At 59.8% G+C, this 25,642-nt stretch carries 20 protein-coding genes and 1 riboswitch; of the genes, 6 read left to right on the top strand and 14 right to left on the bottom strand.

What is annotated here, in order from left to right; translation table 11 throughout:
- Window positions 1-42: 42 nt before the first annotated feature.
- The 8 genes from DW49_RS0109235 to DW49_RS0109200 all read right to left on the bottom strand — a co-directional run bounded on the left by DW49_RS0109235 (window position 43) and on the right by DW49_RS0109200 (window position 8,226).
- On the bottom strand, window positions 43-1,701 hold the full coding sequence (locus DW49_RS0109235; protein ID WP_005619610.1) for a BatD family protein: 1,659 nt from the start codon (window positions 1,699-1,701) through the stop codon (window positions 43-45).
- Window positions 1,698-3,416, bottom strand: coding sequence for a vWA domain-containing protein (locus DW49_RS0109230; protein ID WP_005619608.1), 1,719 nt, complete (start codon window positions 3,414-3,416; stop codon window positions 1,698-1,700). The genes DW49_RS0109235 and DW49_RS0109230 overlap by 4 nt, the downstream gene beginning before the upstream one ends.
- Window positions 3,413-4,471 carry a vWA domain-containing protein gene (locus tag DW49_RS0109225; RefSeq protein ID WP_005619606.1) on the bottom strand — a complete coding sequence of 353 codons (1,059 nt, stop codon included), beginning with the start codon at window positions 4,469-4,471 and terminating at the stop codon, window positions 3,413-3,415. Before DW49_RS0109225 ends, DW49_RS0109230 begins: the two co-directional genes overlap by 4 nt.
- Window positions 4,464-4,958 carry a DUF4381 domain-containing protein gene (locus DW49_RS0109220; protein WP_005619605.1) on the bottom strand — a complete coding sequence of 165 codons (495 nt, stop codon included), beginning with the start codon at window positions 4,956-4,958 and terminating at the stop codon, window positions 4,464-4,466. Before DW49_RS0109220 ends, DW49_RS0109225 begins: the two co-directional genes overlap by 8 nt.
- Window positions 4,955-5,899, bottom strand: coding sequence for a DUF58 domain-containing protein (locus DW49_RS0109215; protein ID WP_003376303.1), 945 nt, complete (start codon window positions 5,897-5,899; stop codon window positions 4,955-4,957). The genes DW49_RS0109220 and DW49_RS0109215 overlap by 4 nt, the downstream gene beginning before the upstream one ends.
- A gap of 4 nt (window positions 5,900-5,903) precedes the next feature.
- The gene (locus tag DW49_RS0109210; RefSeq protein ID WP_002554476.1) at window positions 5,904-6,863 is read right to left on the bottom strand and encodes an AAA family ATPase; all 960 of its coding nucleotides are present in this window, start codon (window positions 6,861-6,863) and stop codon (window positions 5,904-5,906) included.
- A gap of 206 nt (window positions 6,864-7,069) precedes the next feature.
- Window positions 7,070-7,819, bottom strand: coding sequence for an amidohydrolase family protein (locus DW49_RS0109205; protein ID WP_005619603.1), 750 nt, complete (start codon window positions 7,817-7,819; stop codon window positions 7,070-7,072).
- A gap of 47 nt (window positions 7,820-7,866) precedes the next feature.
- Window positions 7,867-8,226 (bottom strand): hypothetical protein, encoded by a 360-nt coding sequence (locus DW49_RS0109200; RefSeq protein WP_005619601.1) that lies wholly within the window; start codon window positions 8,224-8,226, stop codon window positions 7,867-7,869.
- Window positions 8,227-8,592: 366 nt separating this feature from the next.
- Between DW49_RS0109200 and DW49_RS0109195 the strand changes: the two genes are divergently transcribed.
- Entirely contained in the window at window positions 8,593-13,449 is a 4,857-nt protein-coding gene (locus tag DW49_RS0109195; RefSeq protein ID WP_005619600.1) for an NAD-glutamate dehydrogenase, read from the top strand.
- 736 nt (window positions 13,450-14,185) lie between these two features.
- On the opposite strand, the gene DW49_RS0109190 is transcribed toward DW49_RS0109195, so the two are convergent.
- The 6 genes from DW49_RS0109190 to acnB form a co-directional block, all read right to left on the bottom strand.
- Window positions 14,186-14,614: a hypothetical protein gene (locus tag DW49_RS0109190; protein WP_024421222.1), complete on the bottom strand. Its 429-nt coding sequence runs from the start codon at window positions 14,612-14,614 to the stop codon at window positions 14,186-14,188.
- Window positions 14,615-14,758: 144 nt separating this feature from the next.
- Window positions 14,759-15,163 carry a hypothetical protein gene (locus tag DW49_RS0109185; RefSeq protein ID WP_029768687.1) on the bottom strand — a complete coding sequence of 135 codons (405 nt, stop codon included), beginning with the start codon at window positions 15,161-15,163 and terminating at the stop codon, window positions 14,759-14,761.
- 50 nt (window positions 15,164-15,213) lie between these two features.
- Window positions 15,214-15,624 (bottom strand): hypothetical protein, encoded by a 411-nt coding sequence (locus tag DW49_RS0109180; protein ID WP_024420435.1) that lies wholly within the window; start codon window positions 15,622-15,624, stop codon window positions 15,214-15,216.
- Complete coding sequence (locus DW49_RS0109175) at window positions 15,605-16,768, bottom strand: polymorphic toxin type 44 domain-containing protein (RefSeq protein ID WP_005619599.1); 1,164 nt, start codon at window positions 16,766-16,768, stop codon at window positions 15,605-15,607. Before DW49_RS0109175 ends, DW49_RS0109180 begins: the two co-directional genes overlap by 20 nt.
- A gap of 302 nt (window positions 16,769-17,070) precedes the next feature.
- On the bottom strand, window positions 17,071-17,643 hold the full coding sequence (gene mntP / locus DW49_RS0109170) for a manganese efflux pump MntP (RefSeq protein ID WP_003376294.1): 573 nt from the start codon (window positions 17,641-17,643) through the stop codon (window positions 17,071-17,073).
- A 6-nt stretch (window positions 17,644-17,649) separates the two neighbouring features.
- Window positions 17,650-17,820: riboswitch (yybP-ykoY riboswitch) on the bottom strand.
- A 103-nt stretch (window positions 17,821-17,923) separates the two neighbouring features.
- The gene (gene acnB, locus DW49_RS0109165) at window positions 17,924-20,524 is read right to left on the bottom strand and encodes a bifunctional aconitate hydratase 2/2-methylisocitrate dehydratase (RefSeq protein ID WP_024420437.1); all 2,601 of its coding nucleotides are present in this window, start codon (window positions 20,522-20,524) and stop codon (window positions 17,924-17,926) included.
- A gap of 403 nt (window positions 20,525-20,927) precedes the next feature.
- On the opposite strand from acnB, the gene DW49_RS0109160 reads away from it, so the two are divergent.
- The 5 genes from DW49_RS0109160 (at window position 20,928) to DW49_RS0109140 (ending at window position 25,589) form a co-directional block, all read left to right on the top strand.
- The gene (locus DW49_RS0109160; protein WP_017683340.1) at window positions 20,928-21,398 is read left to right on the top strand and encodes a DUF1289 domain-containing protein; all 471 of its coding nucleotides are present in this window, start codon (window positions 20,928-20,930) and stop codon (window positions 21,396-21,398) included.
- An 83-nt stretch (window positions 21,399-21,481) separates the two neighbouring features.
- Complete coding sequence (locus DW49_RS0109155) at window positions 21,482-22,105, top strand: MiaE family protein (RefSeq protein ID WP_005619593.1); 624 nt, start codon at window positions 21,482-21,484, stop codon at window positions 22,103-22,105.
- A gap of 146 nt (window positions 22,106-22,251) precedes the next feature.
- Complete coding sequence (locus DW49_RS0109150) at window positions 22,252-22,740, top strand: MarR family winged helix-turn-helix transcriptional regulator (RefSeq protein ID WP_005619591.1); 489 nt, start codon at window positions 22,252-22,254, stop codon at window positions 22,738-22,740.
- A 90-nt stretch (window positions 22,741-22,830) separates the two neighbouring features.
- Complete coding sequence (locus tag DW49_RS0109145) at window positions 22,831-24,039, top strand: HlyD/EmrA/EmrK family protein (protein ID WP_005619589.1); 1,209 nt, start codon at window positions 22,831-22,833, stop codon at window positions 24,037-24,039.
- Window positions 24,040-24,065: 26 nt separating this feature from the next.
- A complete protein-coding gene (locus tag DW49_RS0109140) occupies window positions 24,066-25,589 on the top strand; it encodes a DHA2 family efflux MFS transporter permease subunit (protein ID WP_024420585.1) in 1,524 nt (507 codons plus the stop codon).
- Window positions 25,590-25,642 lie beyond the last annotated feature (53 nt).

Genomic DNA, 25,642 nt, shown 5'->3' with positions numbered 1-25,642 from the left:
TGGTTTACCTTGTCGTGTAAGGGTAGTGCCTGCGCTGCATCCTCACTTGGGATACAGCGGCGGCAACCCGGCATCGCCTGCCGGGTCCTGAATATGTTCGGCGGCCGGCAGTTTGCGCACGGCGCGCCAGAGGTCTTCGCCCAGCCACAGCTTGCCGGTTTCGCTATAAAGCGCACCGTTCAGGCCGTCCAGCGCATCAGACAGCGGCACGAAGCGCGCTGCCATTTCGGCCAGGGTTTCCGGCTGTTGACGGGCCCAGGCGTCGAGTGCCTGACGGGTCCCTTGGGGGTCGTTGGCCAGGCAGGCGCGCTTGAGATCATCCAGCACGGTACGCGGGCTCGGCCCGGCCTGCACGGTCCGGGCGATTGCCGGTTGGCCACGCGCCCGCCACCACAGCGCAAGGCCCAGCAGGGTGGTGCAGACAAACAGCAACGTGCTCAATTGCCAAGGCCAGACCGGCGGGCCGATCACGGTCACACCGCCTTGGTCATTGCTCACCGGTGTGTCCACCGCAAGCCCGGGGTTGTTGCTGATCTGCAGAGTACGCGCCGGCAGGCTGGTGTGTTCCAGGTAGTCTTCGCGGGTGTTCCACCAGGTTACTTCGACGGCGGGCAGTTCGATTGCCCCGGCACGACCGGGCACCAGTGCCTCGCGCTCTTCGCGGGTGCCGATCAGGCCCCGTTCGCTGGGCAGGTTGCGCAATTGTGGCTGATCAGGATAACGCCGCAGGCTCGGCACTTCGGTGGGCGGCAGCGGCGGCAATTGCGCACCGGCCAGCCCCTCGGCCTTGAGGGTTATGGTGCGGGTCAATGAATCGCCGACCTGAGTGGTACCCGGCTCCGGGCTCCAGTTTTCTTCGAGGCTGATGCTGCGCGCCGGCAACCAGGCGACGTCGGCCGGGTAGTTGGCAGGTTTGGGTTTGACGGTCAGCGGTACTTCGGCGGACTTGACCCGTACTGATTTGCCCGGTTGCGGGCCGAACGGATTGGCCTCCTGGCCCTGCGCGCCTTCGGCAGGCGCTTGCACCAGCGTTGCACTGAAAACCTGCGACGGGATGGTAAGCACGCCGCTTTGCTGTGGGTAAATCGCGTAGCGTGTCTCTATCACGCCGTGGCGCACGCCATTGATGAGCTTTTCGTAGGTGCGCGCGTCGCCGAGTTTTTCGACCCGTGCATCCGGCACTTGCAAGGGGCTCAGGCTGCTGTCGTCGAACAACGACACCGAGTGATAGACGCGCAGGGTCAGCACTGCCTGAGCCTGAACATAGACGCTGTCCTGATCAAGGCTCGCTTCGATGAAGATCGACGCCAGGTGGCTGGTCGGCTCCTTGGTTTCGCTCTGCATGACCTGCAAGGTCAGGGGCTGGCTTTTAAGTTCACCCAACTGCAACGACGGGATGAGCACGCTACCGGTTTCACGCGGCAGCAACGTGACGATCCAGCGCGTGGTGGCCTGACTGCTTCCGTCGAGTGTCTTCAGGCTGTTGAGCTGGCGGGTGTCACGCACCTCGAAACTGGCCTCCAGTGAGCTCATGTCGGGTTTGCCGAACTGCGTGACGTCGTCGGTTTCCAGCGTCAGCTCGACAGTTTCACCAGCATTCAGGCGGGTGCGGTCAACGCTCGCCGTCAGTTGCGCAGCCTGCAACGACAAAGCCATCAGGCTGAGCAGCAGGCCGGTCAATAAGGTGTACACGCGACTCATCGGGTCTTTTCCTGATGTTGCTGTTCGTAGCGGAATTTGCGCCTCAGCAGTTCGCCCGGATCATCCGGAATCTGCCTCAGCCACTGCTCCAGCTCCTGACGCCGCTCGCCGGTGATCGGGCTGTCGGCGCCCGGAGTCGGCGGGCGAGTGGTGTGTTCGTCGTCCATCGCCGAGCCGGATGCCGCCTGGCCGCTGGTATCCGGCGGCAGGCTTTCACTGGTGCCGGGCTGGTCGGTTCGGGACGGGGTTTCATCGGCGGGCGATGCGCTGCTGTTCGGGTCCTGTGAGGCTTGCTGGCCTTCTTCGCCCTGATCGGCCTTGTTTTGCTCGTCCTGCGCAGGCTTTTGCACCTTGGCCTGATCCAGCACACCTTGCACCAGCGCCCGATTGGCTTGCGCGGCAGGAAACTCCGGCTGGCGGTCCAGCGCCTGTTCGTAGGCATCCAGTGCAGCTTCCAGCTCGCCACTGCGCGCCAGAGCATTGCCACGATTGTAGTGGTCTGTCGCGCTGTTGCCCTGGGCAAACTGCTGGGCGGCGCTGGCGTAGTCCTGCGCCTCGTACAGCGCTACGCCTTTCCAGCGTACATCGTCAAAGCGCTGCGCAGCCTCGGCTGGTCGATGCTGTTCCAGCAGCCGCTGGCCCTGTTGATCGGGGCGCAGCCACAGGTCCTGAAACTCGAACGCCTGGCTGTTCTGCGGAAACATGAACAGCAGCGGCAGACAGAACAACCAGCCGCGCCGGCCCGCCAGCGCGGCGATCAGTAACAGCGGCAACAGCAACCAGTGACCCTGATCGGCCCAGGTATCGAGTTGCACCAGCTGCCCGTCGCTGCGCACGTGCTGAGGGCTGGCCAACAGCCCGAGGCTGCGCAGGTCTTCTTCATCGCCGCGTGCCTGACGGTAGCTGCCGCCGACCTGATCGGCGAAGTCGTTGAGGCTGGCGCTGTCCAGACGTGGCACCAGAATCGCGCCCTGATCGTCCTTGAGCAGGCTGCCGTTTTCCTGGGTCACCGGCGCGCCTTCGGCTGTGCCGATGCCGAGGATCAGCAACGGCGGCGACTGGCCGCGCAAGGCTTCGCGAATGCCCTGGCGCTCCTGCTCACTCAGCGACGAGGTGAGCAGCAGAATTCTTCCCTGACCCAGCGCGCCTTGCTTGAGCAGGGTCAGCGCCTTGTGTACCGCCAGGTCGGCGCGCTGGCCGGTCATGGGCATGATTGACGGCCTGATGGCATCAAGCAGGTTATGGCTGGTGACCAGGTCGTCGGACAGCGGCACCAGCGTGTGCGCGCTGCCTGCGTAGACAACAATGGCGGTTTGCGCGTCGCTGCGTTTCTGCAACAGGTCCAGCAGTTTGCGCCGGGCCTGTTCAAGGCGCGTCGGAGGCGTGTCGGTGGCGAGCATCTGCGGGGTCAGCTCGAGTATCACCACCAGCGGATTGACCGGCTTCTGGCTGATTTGCTCGACACGCTGCCAGCTCGGCCCGAGCAGGGCGAGCAGTGCCAGCAACCAGGCCAGCCCCAACGCAAGCCACGGCAATTTGCTGTTGCTGCCTCGCCCGCCATTGAGCAACACGGCATGAAAGTGCGTGGGCAGCAGCATTTGCCAGCGCCCGGCACGTTTCTGCCGATGCCAGAGCCGCCAGATCAGCAGCGCCAGCAATGGCAGAATCAACAACCATTGGGGGCGGAACCAGTGCGGCCAGAGCGCGGCGATCATCGCGACCTCCGCAAGCGATTGAAGCGCTCGCGCCATTGAATGGAGCGGGCAAGTGTCAGCAGCCGTTGCAGGGCATTGTTGGGCCACAGTTCGCGCAATACCAGCAGCACACTCAGCAGCAGGGCGCTCGCCAGCGGCCATTGATAAAGCGTCTGCGCCGGGCGCGCCTGGGTGGGTTGCTGGGCAACCGGCTCCAGCGCATCGAGGGTGACGCGGATCTTTTCCAGCTGGTCGCCGTCGCGCGCGCGGAAATACTGGCCGCCACTGATGCTGGCGATTTCCTTGAGGGTCGGTTCGTCCAGGTCAAGGCTCGGGTTCAGGCCCAGCGCGCTTTGCAGGGCGTCTTTGTCGGGGTCCGAGCCGATGCCGATGGGGTAGATTTTCACACCTTCGTCGGCGGCCAGCCGTGCGGCGGTAATCGGATCGATCTGCCCTGCGTTGTTGGCGCCATCGGTGACCAGCACCAGCACACGGCTATTGGCCGGGCGCAGACGCAGGCGTTTCAGGGCCAGGCCGATAGCATCGCCAACGGCGGTATTCTTGCCTGCAATGCCTATTTTCGCTTCGTCGAGCCATACCCGCACGGTGCGTCGGTCATAGGTCAGCGGCGCTTGAACAAATGCCTGCGTGCCGAACAGGATCAAGCCTACCCGGTCGCCCTTGCGGCCTTCCAGAAAGTCGCCAAGCAGTTGCTGGACCAGCACCAGTCGGCTGACTTCATCGCTTTTCCACTGCATGTCGGGGTAGTCCATCGACCCGGACACATCGATCGCCACCAGCAGGTCGCGGCCGCTGGCGGCCACTGGCAAGGGTTCGCCCAGCCATTGTGGGCGCGCAGTTGCAGTCAGCAGCAACAGCCAGATCAGCAGAAACGGCGCACGCTGGCGCCAGACCGGCAGATTGGCCTTGGCACGGCGTCCGCTCAGCCCTTCGAGTTCACCAAGAAAGCTGACCTTGAGCGCCGGTTCGCCACTGTCAGCCGCAGGCAGCAGGGTGCGCATCAGCCACGGCAGCGGTAGCAGGGCGAACACCCAGGGCCAGACGAATTCAAACATGTTTGCGAATCCACGTATCGACCGCCTGGGTCAGCCCGGTGATGGCCTTGTCATCCAGCTTGCACTCGGGTTTGTAAGCGCCTTCGACCAGAATCATCCAGCGCGTCAGGCCAGCGGCCGGGCAGCGATTGTCGAGGAACGCCAGCCACTTGCGGCCATTGAGGGTGTGGCTCTGGCTGTGCGGGTAGTGATTGCGACACAGGCGCTTGAGCAGCCCGTTGATCTGTTGCAGCCAGGCACCGGCGGGCGCGCCGTCATAGGGTTTGGGCAGGCTGGCCAGCTCCGCGAGGGCCGCGACGCGAACCGGGTCCAGTGGTTGCTCGCTGCGCACCTTGCCAGCCTTGACCGGCAGCAGTCGGCGCAAGCGCCACAGGCCCCAGCCCGCAGCGGGGATCAGCAACAGCAGCGCCCACCAGCCCGGCGCGAGCGGCCACAAGCCGACAGCGTCGGGGGCGATCAGCGGTTGCAGTTGATCCAGCGGGTTCATTTGCGTTTTACCGGACGCTGGGCGTTGAGGTATTCACGCAGTTGCTCGACCAGTTCGCTTTGCGTGCTCAGAGGCATGAGTAATACGCGCAGCTTTTGCGCGAGCAATTCCCAGCGGGCAGAGCGGTCTTCGCCCTGTTGCCGATAGGCGCGGCGCAACTCGGGGTTGAGGGTGTCGAGTTCCAGTTGTGCGCCGCGCTCGGCAAAACGCAACAGGCCTGCGGCAGGCAGGGCGCGGTCCAGCGGGTCGGACAACGGCAGCAACAGCAGGTCGCTGTGGCGTGAGAGCAGGCTCAACTGTTGTTCGGCAACATCGGACAGCGCGCGCTCATCACACAGCACGATCACCAGGCTGCCGGGGCGCAGCACTTCGCGGGCGCGCCGCAATGCAGTACCGAAGGCATCGCGGTCTGCGGGGATTTCCGTGTGCAGCGACTGATTGACCCGCACCAGACGGTTGAGCAGTTGCAACAGGCTCTGCTTGCTGCGTCGTGGCTTGATTTCGTAGTGTTCGTTATCGCCGAACACCAGCCCGCCGACCCGGTCGTTGTGCTCCAGCGCGGCCCAGCCGATCAGCGCGGCCGCCTGAGCCGCGAGCACCGACTTGAACATCAGGCCGGAGCCGAAAAACAAGCGGCGGCTTTGTTCCACCAGAATGAAAATCGGCCGTTCGCGCTCTTCATGAAACAGTTTGGTGTGCGGTTCCTGGGTACGGGCGGTGACGCGCCAGTCGATGCTGCGCACGTCATCGCCCGCCTGATAGACGCGCACCTGATCAAAGTCCACACCCCGCCCGCGCAGCTTGGAATGGTGCAAGCCGATCAACGGGCTGCGTCGGCTCGGCGTGGAAAACAGCTGCACTTCCCGCACCCGATGACGCATCTCGATCAGCTCGCTGAGGCTGACACGAATGCCCGGCTGGGGGATCAGGTAGGGTTGCATGGAGTCAGGCGACGGCCACGACGTCGAGGATGCGCTGAATCACGCGATCCTGATCGATACCGGCGGCTTCGGCCTCGAACGACAGGATGATGCGGTGGCGCAGCACGTCGAACAGCACCGCCTGAATGTCCTCGGGGCTGACGAAGTCGCGTCCGGCCAGCCAGGCGTGAGCGCGGGCGCAGCGGTCCAGCGAGATGGAGCCACGCGGGCTGGCGCCGTAGGCAATCCATTCGGCCAGCTCAGGGTCGAACTTGGCCGGGGTGCGGGTGGCCATGACCAGTTGCACCAGGTATTCCTCGACCGCATCGGCCATGTACAGGCCAAGGATTTCCTTGCGTGCAGCGAAGATCGCCTGCTGGCTGACACGGCGCTCAGGCTTGGTCTCGCCATTGAGGGCTTCGCCACGCGCCTGCTGCAAGATCTTGCGTTCGACGGCGGCATCCGGGAAGCCGATTTTGACGTGCATCAGAAAACGGTCGAGCTGGGCTTCGGGCAGCGGGTAGGTGCCTTCCTGCTCGATGGGGTTCTGGGTCGCCATGACCAGAAACAGCGGCGACAGGTCGTAGGTGCTGCGCCCGACACTGACCTGGCGTTCAGCCATGGCCTCAAGCAGCGCCGACTGGACCTTGGCCGGAGCCCGGTTGATTTCGTCGGCCAGCACCAGGTTGTGGAAGATTGGCCCTTGCTGGAACACGAAGCTGCCGGTTTCCGGGCGATAGATTTCTGTGCCGGTAATGTCGGCAGGCAGCAGGTCGGGGGTGAACTGAATGCGGTGGAACTGCGCTTCAATGCCTTCTGCCAGTTCCTTGATGGCCTTGGTCTTGGCCAGACCCGGTGCGCCTTCGACCAGCATGTGGCCGTCGGCGAGCAGGGCGATAAGCAAGCGTTCGATCAGCTTTTCCTGGCCAAGGATCTGCGTTGAAAGAAATGTTCGCAGCGCAATCAGCGCTTCACGATGTTCCATCGGTGACGATTCCTGGCAGGGTTATCAGCTGTGTCGGGTGACCGCTGAGCTGGGGGCGTTACTTTAATCCATCCGGGTCGTTATCCACTAACGACTGGAGGGTTTTTTATTGCATTTAGAGACGGATACCTCACTTATCCGAGAATTGTGCTACATGTTGCCGTCGGCAATTATGTATGACTTGAGGCGCAGGCCTTGAGCACTGCTCACGGCAGGCGGTAGAAACTCGCGGCGTTGTCCCACATTGCACGCTGTGCGTCTTTCTCACCCAGCGCGTCGATCAGCAACTCGATATCGTCTGCCTGGAAAGGGCGCGGCGCGCGGGTCGATGGCAGGTCGGTGCCGAACATCAGCGCATTCGGGTTGGCAGCATTGATGTCCCTGAGTGCTTCGCGTACCGGAAAGTCCACACGGCCAAAGCCGCAGGCCTTGATGCGTACACCACGTTCCGCGAGGCGCAGCAACACCGGCAGGCCCTCTGCGCTCAATCCCAGATGATCAATGCTGATCGCCGGCAATTTGTGCAGGCGGGTTTCAATGTCAGCCAGCTCTCGTGAATCGATGTACAGCTCCGAATGCCAGCCCACACGCTCATGCACACGCAGCGCGAGGGCTTCCAGTTGGTCGAGTTGCTCCGAGCCGCCACGCTTGAGGTTGAAGCGCAGGGCACGAACGCCCGCTGCATTCAGGGTGTCCAGTTCGGCATCGGTAACGCTGGCGGGCAACTGAGTCACGCCCACGAAACCCGGCCCCAGCAGGCGCAGGGCCTCCAGCAGGTAGCCCTGATCAAAACCCTGGAAAGAACCGGACACAATCGCGCCACCTTGAACGCCTAGCGGCTTGACGATTGCCAGATAGTCGCTGACGCCGAACGGTTCCGGCAGGTAGCCGTTATTGGCGATCAGCGGGAAGTGCGGGTCGATGATGTGGCAGTGGGCGTCGAAAATACGGGTCATGGCAGGCTCCCTGGTGGCGAAGCCATCACTCTACCGGGTTTTGCCCTTCAATCGACGCTGTTGACGTACTCATCCACGTTGGTCGTGATGATGTGCAACGTCCTGTGGACCTCCGCCAGCTCGTCCGCGTTTGTGCTGTGGATGATTTCAAATTGCTCATGGCCCTTGAGTTGCGCAGCATCTGCCGGGTCGATTTGCACCAGCAGACGCTGGGCATCCAGGGTGACTTTCAGGCTGGAGACGGTGTGCGACGTGTCATCGCCGACGGTGATTTCCACTTCGTTTTCATCCGGGAAACGGGTCAGGGAAAACAGGTCGCCGCCTTCTCCGTGGCAGCACAGCAGCGCCATGTTGTCGTATTCGTCGTCGCAGGCATTGACGATAAGGGCGGCGGTCTTGATTTGCATAAAGTTTCCAGTGCGGTTGGGATGCGTGGGGTGGATTTTGCCAGCACCGGGCATAAATTGTCGGCCGGTATTGGCACCATGGTGCGGATTTTAGCGTGACCTGATGACCGAATATGTCGCAGCTTCGTAAGTAGTGCGCGGCCAGCTCTCGTTAAGCTGCATGGCAGACGAGTGGTGTAGGGTGTCTGTCCTGCGTACCGGTTTTTTTCATCCCGGCATTCAAATGTGATTACCCTGACACAGCGGGCGTTAGTACTTTAGCTTTACACTCGACGGGGTCGTGCCCACACAGTTGAACGTGAGGGCACCCCGGTCGCAACACCTTCTTCAAGCCTCCCCAATAAAAGCCAAAGCGGAGTACCACAGATGGCGTTCTTCACCGCAGCCAGCAAGTCCGACTTCCAGCATCAACTGCAAGCGGCACTGGCTCAGCACATCAGCGAACAGGCACTGCCACAAGTGGCGCTGTTTGCCGAGCAATTCTTCGGCATCATTTCCCTCGACGAACTCACCCAGCGGCGTCTGTCCGACCTGGCAGGCTGCACCTTGTCCGCGTGGCGTCTGCTGGAGCGTTTCGAACACGCTCACCCGCAGGTGCGCGTCTACAACCCTGATTACGAGCGCCACGGCTGGCAGTCGACTCATACTGCCGTCGAAGTGCTGCATCACGACCTGCCGTTTCTGGTCGACTCCGTGCGCACCGAGTTGAACCGTCGTGGTTACAGCATCCACACCTTGCAGACCACCGTGTTGAGCGTGCGCCGCGGCGCGAACGGCGAGTTGCTGGAGCTGCTGCCCAAGGGCGCCACCGGCGAAGACGTGCTGCAGGAATCGCTGATGTACCTGGAGATCGACCGCTGCGCCAGTGCCAGCGAGTTGAACGTGCTGGCTCGCGAGCTGGAGCAGGTGCTCGGCGAGGTGCGGGTTGCGGTCGAAGATTTTGCGCCGATGAAAGCGCGTCTGCATGATCTGCTGGCGAGCATCGATGCCAACGAATCCAACACCGATGCGGAAGAAAAGGCCGAAATCAAGGTCTTCCTGCAATGGCTGGTGGACAACCACTTTACCTTTCTGGGTTACGAAGAGTTTGAAGTGCGCACTGACGCCAACGGCGGTCAGCTGGTGTACGACGAATCTTCGTTCCTGGGCCTGACCCGCCTGCTGCGTCCGGGGCTGAGCCACGAAGACCTGCACATCGAAGACTATGCAGTGAAATACCTGCAGGAGCCGGTGCTGCTGTCGTTCGCCAAGGCCGCGCATCCGAGCCGTGTCCACCGTCCGGCCTACCCGGACTACGTGTCGATCCGGCAGATCGACGCCTCGGGCAAGGTCATCAAGGAATGCCGCTTCATGGGCCTGTACACCTCGTCGGTGTACGGCGAGAGCGTGCGGCAGATCCCGTACATTCGCCGCAAGGTCGCAGAAGTCGAGCGTCGTTCCGGCTTCGATGCCAAGGCGCACCTGGGCAAGGAACTGGCGCAGGTCGTCGAAGTGCTGCCCCGCGACGACCTGTTCCAGACCCCGGTGGACGAGTTGTTCGCCACGGTCATGTCCATCGTGCAGATTCAGGAGCGCAACAAGATTCGCGTGTTCCTGCGCAAGGACCCGTACGGCCGTTTCTGCTACTGCCTGGCCTACGTGCCGCGTGACGTCTATTCCACCGAAGTGCGCCAGAAGATCCAGCAGGTGCTGATGGATCGCCTGAAAGCCAGCGACTGCGAGTTCTGGACGTTCTTCTCCGAATCGGTCCTGGCGCGTGTGCAGTTGATCCTGCGGGTAGACCCGAAGATCAACCTGGACATCGACGTTGCCCAGCTGGAAAACGAAGTCATTCAGGCCTGCCGCTCGTGGAAGGACGACTACGCCAGTCTGGTCGTGGAAAGCTTCGGCGAAGCGCAAGGCACCAACGTGCTGGCCGACTTCCCGAAAGGCTTCCCGGCCGGTTATCGCGAGCGCTTTGCGGCGCACTCGGCCGTGGTCGACATGCAGCACATGCTGAGCCTGAGCGAAACCAATCCACTGGTGATGAGCTTCTATCAGCCGCTGGCCGGTGATCGTCAGCAACTGCATTGCAAGCTGTATCACGCCGACACACCGCTGGCGCTGTCCGACGTGCTGCCGATTCTGGAAAACCTTGGCCTGCGCGTACTGGGCGAGTTCCCGTATCGCCTGCACCACGCCAATGGTCGCGAATTCTGGATTCATGACTTCGCCTTTACCTATGGCGAAGGCTTGAGCCTCGATATTCAACAGCTTAACGACACCTTGCAGGATGCGTTCGTGCACATCGTGCGCGGCGATGCCGAAAACGATGCCTTCAACCGTCTGGTGCTGACGGCCGGTCTGCCGTGGCGCGACGTGGCGCTGTTGCGTGCCTATGCGCGTTACTTGAAGCAGATTCGTCTGGGCTTTGATCTGGGTTACATCGCCACCACCCTGAACAACCACACCGACATCGCCCGCGAGCTGACGCGTCTGTTCAAGACCCGTTTCTACCTGGCGCGCAAACTGGGCTCCGATGATCTGGACGACAAGCAATTGCGTCTGGAGCAGGCGATTCTGACCGCACTGGACGACGTTCAGGTGCTCAACGAAGACCGCATCCTGCGTCGCTATCTGGACCTGATCAAGGCCACCCTGCGGACCAACTTCTATCAGGCTGACGCAAACGGGCAGAGCAAGAGCTACTTCAGCTTCAAGTTCAACCCGCGTCTGATTCCCGAGCTGCCAAAGCCGGTACCCAAGTTCGAGATCTTCGTGTATTCGCCGCGTGTCGAAGGCGTGCACCTGCGCTTCGGCAATGTAGCGCGTGGCGGCCTGCGCTGGTCGGACCGCGAAGAAGACTTCCGTACCGAAGTGCTCGGCCTGGTGAAAGCTCAACAGGTGAAAAACTCAGTCATCGTACCGGTCGGCGCCAAGGGCGGTTTCGTGCCGCGTCGTCTGCCAACCACTGGCAACCGCGACGAAGTGCAGGCAGAAGCAATCGCCTGCTACCGCATCTTTATTTCCGGCCTGCTGGACATCACCGACAACCTCAAGGAAGGCGTGCTGGTGCCACCGGTCAACGTGGTGCGCCACGACGACGATGACCCGTACCTGGTGGTCGCCGCCGACAAGGGCACCGCGACCTTCTCCGACATCGCCAACGGCATCGCTATCGAATACGGCTTCTGGCTGGGTGATGCGTTCGCCTCCGGCGGCTCGGCCGGTTACGACCACAAGAAGATGGGCATTACCGCCAAGGGCGCGTGGGTGGGCGTGCAGCGTCACTTCCGTGAGCGCGACATCAATGTGCAGCAGGACAGCATCAGCGTGATCGGCATCGGCGACATGGCCGGTGACGTTTTCGGCAACGGCCTGCTGATGTCCGACAAACTGCAACTGGTCGCAGCGTTCAACCACTTGCACATCTTCATCGATCCAAACCCGGAGCCGGCCAGCAGCTTTGCCGAGCGCGAGCGCCTGTTCAATCTGCCGCGCTCGTCGTGGACCGATTACGACACCAGCATCATGTCCGCTGGCGGCGGGATCTTCCCGCGCAGCCTCAAGAGCATCGCCATCACCGAACAGATGAAGGCACGCTTCGACATCAAGGCCGACAAGCTGACCCCGACCGAGCTGCTGCACGCGCTGCTCAAGGCGCCGGTTGATCTGTTGTGGAACGGCGGCATCGGTACGTACGTCAAGTCCAGCGAAGAGTCACATACCGATGTCGGCGACAAGGCCAACGACGCGCTGCGTGTCGACGGCAACGAGCTGCGCTGCAAGGTGGTGGGCGAGGGCGGCAACCTGGGCATGACTCAGTTGGGTCGTGTCGAGTTCGGCCTCAATGGCGGCGCAACCAACACCGACTTCATCGATAACGCCGGCGGCGTGGATTGCTCCGACCACGAAGTGAACATCAAGATCCTGCTCAACGAAGTGGTGCAGGCCGGTGACATGACCGAGAAGCAGCGCAACCAGCTGCTCGAAAGCATGACCGACGAAGTGGGTCATCTGGTGCTCGGCAACAACTACAAGCAGACCCAGGCACTGTCGCTGGCCGCACGCCGTGCGTACGAGCGGATTGCTGAATACAAGCGTCTGATGAACGACCTGGAAGCGCGTGGCAAGCTCGACCGCGCCATCGAGTTTTTGCCTGCCGAAGACCAGATTGCCGAGCGGGTTGCGGCCAAACAGGGCTTGAGCCGGGCCGAGCTGTCGGTGTTGATCTCCTACAGCAAGATCGACCTCAAGGAAGCGTTGCTGGAATCGCGTGTGCCGGATGACGATTATCTGACCCGCGACATGGAAACCGCATTCCCGCCGTCGCTGGGTGCCAGGTTCTCCACGGCCATGCGCAGCCACCGTCTGAAGCGGGAGATCGTCAGCACCCAGATCGCCAACGACCTGGTCAACCACATGGGCATCACCTTTGTGCAGCGCCTCAAGGAGTCGACCGGCATGAGTGCTGCGGCTGTGGCCGGTGCTTATGTGATCGTGCGAGACATCTTCCACCTGCCGCACTGGTTCCGTCAGATCGAGTCGCTGGACTACAAGGTTTCGGCTGAAATCCAGTTGGCGCTGATGGACGAGCTGATGCGTCTGGGGCGTCGTGCCACACGCTGGTTCCTGCGCAGCCGTCGCAACGAGCTGGATGCCGGTCGTGACGTGGCGCACTTCGGTCCGCATCTCGCTGCGTTGGGCCTCAAGCTTGATGAACTGCTGGAAGGTCCGACCCGCGAGATCTGGCAGACGCGTTATCAGGCTTATGTCGAAGCCGGCGTGCCGGAATTGCTGGCGCGCATGGTTGCCGGGACGACTCACCTGTACACACTATTGCCGATCATCGAAGCCTCCGACGTCACCGGGCAGAACGCTGCCGATGTGGCCAAGGCGTACTTCGCCGTAGGCAGCGCGCTGGACATCACCTGGTACTTGCAGCAGATCAGCAGCCTGCCGGTGGAAAACAACTGGCAAGCCCTGGCGCGTGAAGCGTTCCGTGACGATATCGACTGGCAACAGCGGGCGATCACCGTTTCTGTCCTGCAAATGGCTGACGGCCCGTCAGACATCGAAGCGCGTCTGGCCTTGTGGCTGGAGCAGCATTCGCTGATGGTCGAGCGCTGGCGCGCCATGCTGGTCGAGCTGCGTGCAGCCAGCGGCACGGACTACGCCATGTATGCCGTTGCCAACCGCGAACTGCTGGACCTGGCCATGAGCGGGCAGAGCCTCACGGTCTGATCCGCTTGTAACCGGTAGAGCCATAAAAAACCGCATCGAGAGATGCGGTTTTTTTTGTGGTGCGCCAAGCTGGTGACTTGCAAGTGCAAGTCCTCTACACACCCGGCAAGGGGAAGTGTTAGCCGGAGGCAAGGGTGTCGCGGGTGACTGCGAATCTGAAGGAAGCCCGAGGCAAAATGCCGGACTGACGAACAGGAGGCGGATGAGGCGGCACAGTGGGTAGGGCGACCACAATCGTCAAAGCCCGATACTTGCACGGAACGTTGTGACGTAGATCCGACAGGCGCAAGCAGGAAGGTCGCGCGAATCACCCTGGGAGATCTGCACGCTTGCCATTGTGCTACCGAGCGTCGAGAGGCGCCGGGATGAGCGTGCAGGAGTCAGCTGAAGCCTTAGTAAGTGACGAATAACCCCGTCATAAAGAGCTGAACAGGTTATGCCGCCAGTATGCCTTCACTCCATGTCTGGGGCGGTACTGTAAGCGCTTCGTCCATGATCATCTTGGCCGTGACGCTTCCTTTAGGGTGTGGTCTGGGTTCTACTTGGTGGCTGTCGGCTATAAAAGAGGTCGATGGTAATGAATAATCCTGCGTTGCTGCCTGCCTGAAAGCGTCCGGATGGCCGTGGAATCGGTGTCCGGATGGTCGTGGAATACGCCGGCTAACCCAGTGAATTCGGGGCTATGGGCACGCCTCGGGGACCATAACGTTTGACACTTACGGTTCTGGAGTGCCGGTTAAGGTCGGAAGGGGTCTGGTCGCCCCACACACTGTTTCAGACGAGCAATGACGTCAGGCGTCGTTTTGGTTGTGTCAATCCTGCCGATATCATCAAGATAGATGTCTATCGTACTTCCCCATTCAGGCGTGATGTCGATGCACCTCTGAAAACCCTTGTCGGTCCACCAATCGAACATCATGAAAAAGTCCTTGTCAGGGAATATGTAGCTGAACTCTACGGCTGAGCCGCCCCCTTTGGGCATGTCACCCTTATAGATTCGATGCTGCGTGTTCCAGATGTACCGAAATTCTTCCTTTCCTTCATGTGAAAAATTGACAGCTACGACCGGAGATGCCAAGTACCAAAATGCAATTGGGCAGATCAATAAGGCGCCAAGCACCCATCGGCCATATCTGAACTTAGCGTTATTCGCTTTTTTTTTCACTGGTGCCTTCCCCCCCCCCCCGTCCTTCTCGCGTTATTGCAATAAACTCAGTTGTTGCCGTCGTGCGGTAATGTTTCCGTAAGGAAGTCTCGGTTTGCATGGTGGCCGTGCTGATTGTCTTTTTTGTGTTGCTGGCAGGGCGCTTTAGGGCCGAAAGGGGTCAGATTCACCCACGCATTGCTTCAACCGGGCAATAACCTTAGGAGATGTTTTTTCGATATCGACCCTACCAGCCCTATCAAGGTAGATGTCTATCGTTGCCCAGCGCTTAGGTGTGATGTCGATGCATTTTCGTAAACATCTGTCGGTCCACCAAAAGAACACCATGAAGAAGTTCTCATCAGGAAATACATGACCAAACTCCGATGTCGCTTCCCCCGGTAGCATTCGCTGCCGTGTAATCTGGTCGTGAGTGTTCCAAATTAAGCGCAGTTCGTCCGTGGCTTCTTTAGGGTAGTGGACAATTACGCCGGGAGCAGCAAAATACCAAGCCACCAGCGGAGCTATCAATAGGAAAAGGAACAAGTAACAGACCTTAATTTTTTTCATTTGTGCTCAATAACACGTACTCTCCATTCTTGGGCGGCTGGTTGGGCACCTTAAGGCCGGAAAGGATCAGCGTCACCCTCACATCTTTTCAAGCGAGCAATAACGTCAGGGCCAGTTTTAGCAGTTTCGATGCGGCCTTTGCCATCGAGGTAGATGTCTATCACGCCGCCCCATTTTGGCGTAATTGCTATACACCTCCGCAGACTCTTTTCATTCCACCAATCAAAATTCATAAAGAATTTCTCATTGGGGAAAATATGCCCGGTATCGTATGTGCCCTGACCCGGTAGCATTCCTTCTTTATGGATGTTGTGCTGGGTGTTCCAGATCACACGAAGCTCGTTTGTAGCTTCTTTAGAATAATGGACACGAACAACTGGGGTCGCCACGTACCAGAACAGCGCTGGAACAACTATGAATGCCCCAATAAGATACCGGGCCTTAATATTTTTCACAGACATGGACACTGGCGCCATCTCCCCATTCTGACGGTGTGACAACGAGTACTTTGTCCATGATCATTCTTGCCGTGACGCCTCCGTTTGGATTCTCATAGAAGAGTTTAACGCCAATGCTAATAGAAATCCGATCCGGGACGTCATCCCATGCGCGCATCCCTTCTACGCCCTCAGTGGCATGAGGCCCTTTGAATCTCTGATCTTCTTTGGCTTCGAATATCTGCTCTCCCCACCGTCGTAATTGATCTGAAACAATCTGCTCGACACCTGCGCCGTCTAAAAGGACGCTCTCACTGAGCCCACCGGCCATGCCCACATAGCCGTAATGAATGTTGGACCAGATATCGTAGTAGTAGTCGTACTTGCCTTGCCTATGGCGATACCTGCCAAACTTCGCGTGGATCTTTGGTTTGTGGTCCCAATCACGACCTTGGCCTACTCGCTCAGTCCAAAGGATCATGGCTGCCGCCATGTTTGAAGCGCCGATAGCTTGAGGGCTGGTGTTCCCTATTTGGGCGTACCAAGGCAGGTCCATTTTTTTACGAGTCTCTTCCGCAACGTCATAGTTGAGCAGCTTATTCATCTTCAAGACGGAGGAATGGTGGATATTGTTGTTCATCTCGTCTGCGATGTAGGTCGCCAGCTTCTCCATCATGTTCGGATGCGTACAGCCTTCAGGTCCATCATTTGGTACATCTTCCTCTTCAGGTTTCTCATGGGCCGCATTTGGATTTACCAAAGCGTTCGCCGCCAAGGCTTTCTCCGTGAGCTTCGGGTCAGCCAACAAGGTCGCCATCTTCTCGTCGTCCACGGAACCGTCTGGTCGTAAGGCCCCCAGCGCCATGAAGTTAATAATGGTCGCGCCACCAGCGTCACCCATGACGAAGCCGCCACCAACATTATTGGAGCCCGTGATGATTGTCCCGCCGTGACTGGTTGGGCTTCCCAGGTGGGCCATAGGACGGCCATTCACTTGAATAGAGGGGAAACCTGAAGTGATGACCGCCCCGCAACCGCAGGTATCACCCACACGTGCTGCGCCCATGCCGTTGATGTTGACGTCACCGGATGCAGAAGCGATAGGCGTTGTACCGTGACCCGGCAATGGGCAGGCGTGCTTGTCGCCCAATCGAGCTGAAAAAATCATTGCAGGCCGTCCTTATGTCTTTGATCCGTAAACAATAACCAGCGTTTAGTTGACGCATGGGAGGCTATCGGAAGCGTGAAAGGCGGTCTGTAGGAGAAGTCTTGATTTTCGCGAAGTGCCCTGAGAATCTGATCGGGATGTCATCTATATTTCTGGCTGTGGTGGGTGACATCGTCGTAGTGGTAACAAATCTTAGTGCCTGAAAGGGTCTGGCCTGCCGGGGGGGGGCGGTGGTGTGAGAGGACGGCGGGTGTGAACCCGCCCCCTACTCGATTCTGCGTTTATAGGTCTCGGGCCGTCAATCAGGCCGCTGCAGACAAGTGCTCATAAAGAATCGTTGCGCCGACCACGATCAGCACGATACCGCCAACGATTTCAGCGCGCTTGCCGACTATCGTGCCGAGTACCCGTCCCAGCATTACGCCAATGGTGACCATTACGGTGGTGGCCAGGCCGATGGCCAGCGCAGCGACCATGATATTGACGTCGACAAACGCCAGGCCCACGCCGACCGCCAGTGCATCGATACTGGTGGCGAAGGCGGTGACTGCCAGAATCCAGAAAGAATGTGAGCCAGGTTTTTTCTGCTCTTCTTCGTCGTCATGCTTGAGGCCGTTGTAGATCATGTGCAGGCCTAGCACCAGCAGCAGCGTGAAGGCGATCCAGTGGTCCCAGCTCTCGGCGAAGCGCGCAGCCACCTGGCCGATGCCCCAGCCGATGACCGGGGTGATGGTTTCGATGGCACCGAATATCAGGCCGGTACGTAACGCTTCGATAAAGCGCGGTTTGTGCAGGCTTGCTCCTTTACCAAGGGCCGCAGCAAAGGCGTCCGTGGACATGGCAAGCGCAAGAAAGAGGAGGGAAATCGGGTTCACGGTTATATCCAGTCGGGCTATGAGTCAACGACGCAACCACACGCCCGACTTTAGGCATGGATGCATCGTTGGTCTCGCCAACCGGAAGGTGTTCGTACCACGGCATGCTGCCGAGAATGTTGATACGAACGCTCTGTGACCAGGGTCACGAGCAGGCTACTCCCCAACAAGGGCGGTCACTATAGCCATCCAAATGTGAAAAATATAGGTAAGCGCAGGCTTTTAATCCAAAAAAAAACCCATCACGAGGATGGGGTTCTTTTAACGCTTTGTGCGGTGATTACACTTGCAGTGCCGGGATGTTGGCGTTTGCAGCGGCTTCACGGAACTCGGCGATCTGATCGAAGCTCAGGTAGCGGTACACGTCCGCGGCCATTGTGTCGATCTGGTTGGCGTAGCCCATGTACTCTTCGACGGTCGGCAGACGACCCAGAATCGAAGCAACGGACGCCAGTTCGGCCGAAGCCAGGTAGACGTTCGCGCCGTCACCCAGACGGTTCGGGAAGTTACGGGTCGATGTCGAAACAACGGTGGAGTTCGGCTCGACGCGTGCCTGGTTACCCATGCACAGCGAGCAGCCCGGCATTTCCATGCGTGCGCCAGCTTTGCCGTAGATGCCGTAGTAGCCTTCTTCGGTCAACTGGTGAGCATCCATCTTGGTCGGCGGCGACAGCCACAGACGCGTCGGCAACTGGCCTTTGACCTGTTCCAGCAACTTGCCCGCAGCGCGGAAGTGGCCGATGTTGGTCATGCACGAACCGATGAACACTTCGTCGATTTTCTCGCCCTGTACAGAAGACAGCAGGCGGGCATCGTCCGGGTCGTTCGGCGCGCAGAGCACAGGCTCCTTGACGTCGGCCAGGTCGATTTCGATGATTTCAGCGTACTCGGCGTCTGCGTCGGCTTCGAGCAGCTCAGGATTGGCCACCCAGGCTTCCATCGCCTGAGCACGACGCTCCAGGGTGCGCGGATCGCCGTAACCCTGTTCGATCATCCAGCGCAGCAGGGTGATGTTCGAGTTCAGGTATTCGATGATTGGCTCTTTGGCCAGCTTGATGGTGCAACCGGCAGCCGAACGTTCGGCCGATGCGTCGGACAGCTCGAAAGCCTGCTCGATGCTCAGGTTATCAAGGCCTTCGATCTCCAGAATGCGACCGGAGAAGGCGTTCTTCTTGCCTTTCTTCTCTACGGTCAGCAGGCCAGCCTGAATCGCGTAGTAAGGAATGGCGTGAACCAGGTCACGCAGGGTGATGCCAGGTTGCAGCTTGCCCTTGAAGCGAACCAGAATCGACTCGGGCATGTCCAGCGGCATGACGCCAGTGGCCGCGGCGAATGCAACCAGACCGGAGCCGGCCGGGAACGAGATGCCGATCGGGAAGCGGGTGTGCGAGTCGCCACCTGTGCCGACGGTGTCCGGCAACAGCATGCGGTTCAACCAGCTGTGGATGATGCCGTCACCCGGACGCAGCGATACTCCGCCACGGGTCATGATGAAGTCAGGCAGCGTGTGGTGCGTCTTGACGTCGATCGGCTTCGGATAGGCAGCGGTGTGGCAGAACGACTGCATGACCAGATCGGTCGAGAAGCCCAGGCACGCGAGGTCTTTGAGCTCGTCGCGGGTCATCGGGCCAGTGGTGTCCTGGGAACCGACGGTGGTCATTTTCGGTTCGCAGTAAGTGCCCGGACGGATACCGGCTACGCCGCACGCCTTGCCAACCATCTTCTGCGCCAGGGTGAAACCCTTGGTGCTTTCAGCTGGCTGGTCTGGGGTCTTGAACAGGTCGAACGCAGGCAGGCCCAGTTCGGCGCGCGCCTTGCTGGTCAGCCCGCGACCGATGATCAGCGGGATACGGCCGCCAGCGCGAACTTCGTCGAGCAGCACCGGGGTCTTCATTTCGAAGGTGGTGATGACTTCGTCGCTGTCGTGCTTGCAGACCTTGCCTTCGTACGGGTAAACGTCGATCACGTCGCCCATGTTGATGTTCGAGACATCGAATTCGATTGGCAGAGCGCCAGCATCTTCCATGGTGTTATAGAAGATCGGGGCGATTTTGGTGCCAAAGCAGAAACCACCGGCACGCTTGTTCGGCACGTAAGGAACGTCGTCGCCGAAGAACCACAGCACCGAGTTGGTTGCCGATTTACGCGAAGAACCTGTACCGACCACGTCACCGACGTAGGCGATAGGGAAGCCCTGGTCGCGCATTTCTTCGATCTGCTTCATCGGGCCGATGGAGCCCTGTACGTCCGGAACGATGCCGTCACGGGCCATTTTCAGCATGGCCAGGGCGTGCAGCGGGATGTCCGGGCGCGACCAGGCATCAGGTGCCGGGGACAGGTCGTCGGTGTTGGTTTCGCCCGTCACCTTGAAGACGCGCAGGCTGATCTTGTCGGCCAGGGTCGGACGCTTCTTGAACCACTCGCCGTCAGCCCAGGACTGCACGACAGCCTTGGCGTGAGCGTTGCCGCTCTTGGCTTTTTCGGCGACGTCGTGGAAGGCATCGAACATCAGCAGAGTGTGCTTGAGTTGTTCGGCAGCGACCGGGGCCAGGGTGGCGTCGTCGAGCAGTTCGACCAGCGTGACGATGTTGTAGCCGCCCTGCATGGTGCCCAGCAGCTCGGTTGCGCGTTTTTTGTCGATCAAAGGAGAAGTGGCTTCGCCCTTGGCCAGGGCGGACAGGAAGCCGGCCTTGACGTAGGCAGCTTCGTCAACACCCGGTGGAATGCGATTGGTGATCAGGTCGACAAGGAAAGCTTCTTCGCCAGCCGGGGGATTTTTCAGCAGCTCGACCAGGCCTGCGGTTTGTTCGGCGTTAAGCGGCTGGGGCACGATACCCTGGGCGGCACGCTCTTCGATGTGTTTACGGTAGGCTTCAAGCACAGTATTAACCCTCATCAGTGGTCCCAAATGGGTGTCCGGGACGCTCATCCAGAAATCGTACGCACCCACGCAAGGCTTATTGAGCCTTGTTGGCAGGGTGTCGGCGATTCCTAACAGAAGCTGTTTTCAAAGTTTTACGCCTGCAGAACGGGGGGAGGGACGGTCGACACGGCCATTCTTGATGAGGGAATGGCCCGTCGACGCCGCAATGCGGGGTTAACCTGACTGTGCTCGTGACGCTTTGAAAACAGCTTCCAACGGACATTGGCGCCTTTAAAAGGCTCGCTGATTCTACGCCAAAACTTCGCTAAAGGTAAGTTAGCCCCTACATCTTCGGGGGTGAACTTGCTTAGACAAAGGGCTAACATACGCGCTTGTTTCGCCTTCCCCAGTCCTGCCTGACATGCCCGATTACATCATCAAGACACCCTGCGTCGGCCTATGCTCCACTGTTTACGGGGATCTGGTGTGCCGTGGCTGCAAACGGTTCCACCACGAGGTCATCCACTGGAACGGCTACAACGAAGACGAAAAAAGAGCCGTCTGGTTGCGTCTGGAACAATTGCTGGTTCAGGTGATGACCGCCAAGCTTGAAATTTTCGATGCTGGCAAGCTGCGTGCGCAGCTCACCCAGCGCAAAATCCGCTTCGTGCCGCATCAGTCCGAATATTGCTGGGCCTATCAGTTGATCGCACGCGGCGCGCGGGTCATCAGCCAGGTCGAGGCCTACGGGTTTGTGTTGTTGCCGGAGTTTCGCAACTGGACGCTGCCAGAACTGCGCGACGCGATCGACCGCGAATTCTTCCTGCTGTCCGAGGCGCACTACCAGCGCTACATCGCGCCGGGCTTTCTGAAGGATGCATTCGGCGCCTGACCGGGTGTTTGTGCTTTTGTGTCGCGAGTCCCTGTTGCTGCTCGTATAATGCCGGGCTTTGCCTCTCTGTCATCTGTGAGCTTATGTACCCGATCCCTGAAATCGAAGCCTTTCTGCTCTGCCGCACGCCCGACAGTTGGGTCCAGGCTGCACTGCGCAACCTGGACATCCTGCTGATCGATCATGCGAACAACGAGAAGAAGGCCGCAGGGGCGGCGTTCCAGTTCATGTTCCAGTACAATGACAAGTTCGATCTGTTGAGCAAGATGTCGCGCCTGGCCCGCGAAGAGCTGCGCCATTTCGAGCAGGTGATCAGCATCATCAGAAAGCGCCAGATCCCGATGGCCAACATCAGCTCGGCGCGTTACGCCGGAGCGCTGCGCAAACTTGTGCGCAATCACAACCCGTACCGGCTGACCGACGCGTTGATCGTGGGCGCCATCGTCGAAGCGCGTTCTTGCGAGCGTTTTGCTGCCCTGGTGCCGCATCTGGATGAAGAGCTGGCCAAGTTCTACGGCGGCCTGCTCAAGTCCGAAGCGCGGCACTTTCAGGATTATCTGAAGCTGGCTTACAGCTATGGCGACAAGGCGGACGTAGACGCCAAGATCGAGGAAATCCGCTTGGCCGAGCGCGAGCTGATCGAGAGCCCGGACGAAGAATTCCGCTTTCACAGTGGCGTACCTGCTGGCGTACCTGCCGCCGCCTGATGCTCGTAGCGCATAAAAAACGACCGCCTCACCAGCGGTCGTTTTTTTATGCGCATTTAGTAAGCAAGCTAATAAATGCTTTGACAATGGCTGCCTAGGCAGTAATATTTTTCAATCACTGCCTAGGCAGCTATCTGGGTGAAACCTTGAAACATTTCAGCTCCGAGAATTTCGATTCCAGCCTGATCGGGCTGCTGGTCGGCCGCACCAACGCGCTGAAGGATCGCATGCTGGACAAGTACCTGCTGCCTTATGACGTGACATTTGCGCAGTTCAAGGTGCTGATCATCATTTCCCAGTTTTCCAGCGACACGCCGGTGGAATTGTGTCGGCACCTGTCGCTGGACAGCGGTTCGATGACCCGCATGCTGGATCGTCTGGAGCAAAAGGGCCTGATTGCGCGGACGCGCTCGGCGACCGATCGTCGTCAGGTACGTCTGGTGCTCACCGAACAAGGGCAGACCCTCAGCGACCTGTTGCCGCAGATCGGTGTCGATGCCATGAACGAGATTTTCGCCACGCTGGACACGGAGGAGGTTGCGACCCTGCAACGGATTCTGACCAAAGTGCTGGTGGCCGCAGATGACCACATCACGCTGACTCGCTTGAGCTTCACCCCCAAAGCCAAAAGCTGAACGGTACGACACGGCGAGCCTGCTCGCTGACCACGGCCCTGAACGGGCATTGGCAACTGTCCCACCGTCGCTGACTACAAGGTAATCGTCATGGCCACTGCCGCCACTGAAAACACATCTGCAGCGTCACAGGAAAAAAAACCGAATTCCGGCAAGCGCAAATTGCTGCTCACCGGGCTGGCGATCATCGTTGTGCTGTGCGGTCTGGCCATCTGGGGCTGGTACCATTTTTATGGCCAGTGGAATGAAGAGACTGACGACGCCTACGTGAATGGCAACGTGGTCGAGATCACGCCGTTGGTCACCGGCACGGTCATCAGTATCGGCGCCGATGATGGCGATCTGGTCCACGAAGGGCAGGTTCTGCTGCAATTTGACCCGAGCGACGCAGCGGTTTCGCTGCAAAGTGCCGAGGCCAATCTGGGCAAGGTCGTGCGGCAGGTGCGTGGCCTTTACAGCAATGTCGATGGTATGAAAGCGCAACTGGCCGCACAGCGCACTGCCGTGCAGACCGCGCAGGACAATTACAACCGTCGTCGCAGCCTGGCAGCGGGCGGTGCGATTTCGCAGGAAGAGCTGTCTCACGCCCGAGACAGCCTGACCAGCGCGCAAAGTGCATTGAACAACATTCAGCAGCAGTTGAGCACCAGCGTGGCGCTGGTCGATGACACGGTGGTGTCCTCACACCCTGACGTCAAGGCGGCTGCCGCCCAGTTGCGTCAGGCCTTTCTGGCCAATGCACGCAGTACGCTGGTAGCGCCGGTCACCGGTTACGTCGCCAAGCGCAGCGTGCAACTGGGCCAGCGCATTCAGCCGGGCACCGCGACCATGGCCGTCATCCCGCTGGATCAGTTGTGGATCGACGCCAACTTCAAGGAAACCCAACTGGGCAAAATGCGCATCGGCCAGCCCGTGGAAATCAGCTCCGACCTGTATGGCAGCGATGTGAAATACAGCGGCACCATCGACAGTCTGGGCGCTGGCACCGGCAGTGCCTTCGCGCTGTTGCCTGCACAGAATGCGACGGGTAACTGGATCAAGATCGTCCAGCGTGTACCGGTCCGGGTGCACATCAATCCTGAAGAGTTGGCTCAGCATCCGTTGCGCATTGGCCTGTCGACCACGGTCGAGGTCAATCTGCACGATCAGAGCGGTCCGGTACTGGCGCAGCAATCGCGCAAACAGGCGGCGTTCAGCACCCAGGTGTACGCCGAGCAACTGGCCGACGCCGATGCGCTGATCACTCGCCTGATTCACGAAAACAGTGCTGCCAGCGGCAAGACTTCCGCGCAGCGCTGAACCGCACTTGTTTTCAGGAATTTGCGATGAGCAACAATGCCCCCGCTTCTTTTACGCCGCCCAGCTTGTTGCTCTGCACCATCGGCCTGTCGCTGGCGACCTTCATGCAGGTGCTCGACACCACGATTGCCAACGTGGCGCTGCCGACCATCGCCGGTAATCTGGGGGTCAGTTCGGAGCAGAGCACCTGGGTGATCACCTCGTTCGCGGTCAGCAACGCCATTGCCTTGCCGTTGACCGGCTGGCTCAGCCGTCGCTTTGGTGAGGTCAAGCTGTTCCTGTGGGCCACCATTCTGTTCGTGCTTGCGTCGTTTCTGTGCGGGGTCTCTCGGTCCATGCCAGAACTGGTGGGGTTTCGGGCTTTGCAGGGCATGGTTGCCGGGCCGCTCTATCCGATGACCCAGACCCTGCTGATAGCGGTGTATCCGCCTGCAAAGCGGGGGATGGCGCTGGCGTTGCTGGCGATGGTTACGGTGGTTGCGCCCATCGCCGGGCCGATTCTCGGTGGCTGGATCACCGACAGTTACAGTTGGCCGTGGATCTTTTTCATCAACATCCCGATCGGCCTGTTCGCCGTGCTGGTGGTGCGCTCGCAGATGGCTAAACGGCCGGTCAGCACCGCGCGTCAACCGCTGGACTACATCGGCTTGCTTGCCCTGATCGTCGGCGTCGGGTCGTTGCAAGTGGTGCTCGACAAAGGCAATGATCTGGATTGGTTCGAGTCGAATTTCATCCTGTTCGGCTCGTTGATTTCGCTGGTCGCACTGACGTTTTTCGTGATCTGGGAAATGACCGACAAGCATCCGATCGTCAACTTGAGGCTGTTTGCCTACCGCAACTTCCGGATCGGCACGCTGGTCATGATCGGCGGTTATTCGGGTTTTTTCGGCATCAACCTGATTCTGCCGCAGTGGTTGCAAACACAAATGGGTTACACCGCCACCTGGGCGGGTCTGGCCGTGGCACCCATCGGTATCCTGCCGGTCCTGATGTCGCCGTTTGTCGGCAAATATGCGCATAAGTTCGACCTGCGGCTGCTGGCAGGGCTGGCTTTTTTTGCCATGGGCTTGAGCTGCTTCATGCGCGCCGGGTTCAATACCGACGTGGATTTCGAGCACGTGGCGATGGTGCAACTGTTTATGGGTATTGGCGTGGCGCTGTTCTTCATGCCGACCCTAAGCATTCTGCCGGATCAGATCGCCGATGGCTCGGGGCTGGCGACATTCCTGCGGACCCTGGGCGGCAGCTTCGCGGCGTCGCTGACCACCTGGATCTGGATCCGTCGCGCCAACCAGCATCATGCCTACCTGAGCGAAAATATCAGCACATTCGACCCCACCACCCGCCACGCCCTCGACAGCCTTGGCGGCGCGAGCCCACAGGCCTACGCGCAACTGGAGCGCACCCTAAACGCCCAGGCCTACATGATGTCCACGGTGGACTACTTCTACCTACTGGGCTGGATTTTTGCAGGCCTCATCCTGCTGGTCTGGCTGGCCAAACCCCCGTTCGGCGCCAAGGCCGGGCCAGCGGCGGGGGGCGGGCATTGATAGGTGTTTCTCCCGTGGCAACGAGGTGGCATGCGGTTTGTGACCGCTTTTGA

The organism is Pseudomonas avellanae BPIC 631 (genome assembly GCF_000444135.1).
GTDB lineage: Bacteria > Pseudomonadota > Gammaproteobacteria > Pseudomonadales > Pseudomonadaceae > Aquipseudomonas > Aquipseudomonas avellanae.
The sequence above is the reverse complement of the archived record's forward strand: the minus strand, read 5'-3'. Positions and strand labels throughout refer to the sequence as shown.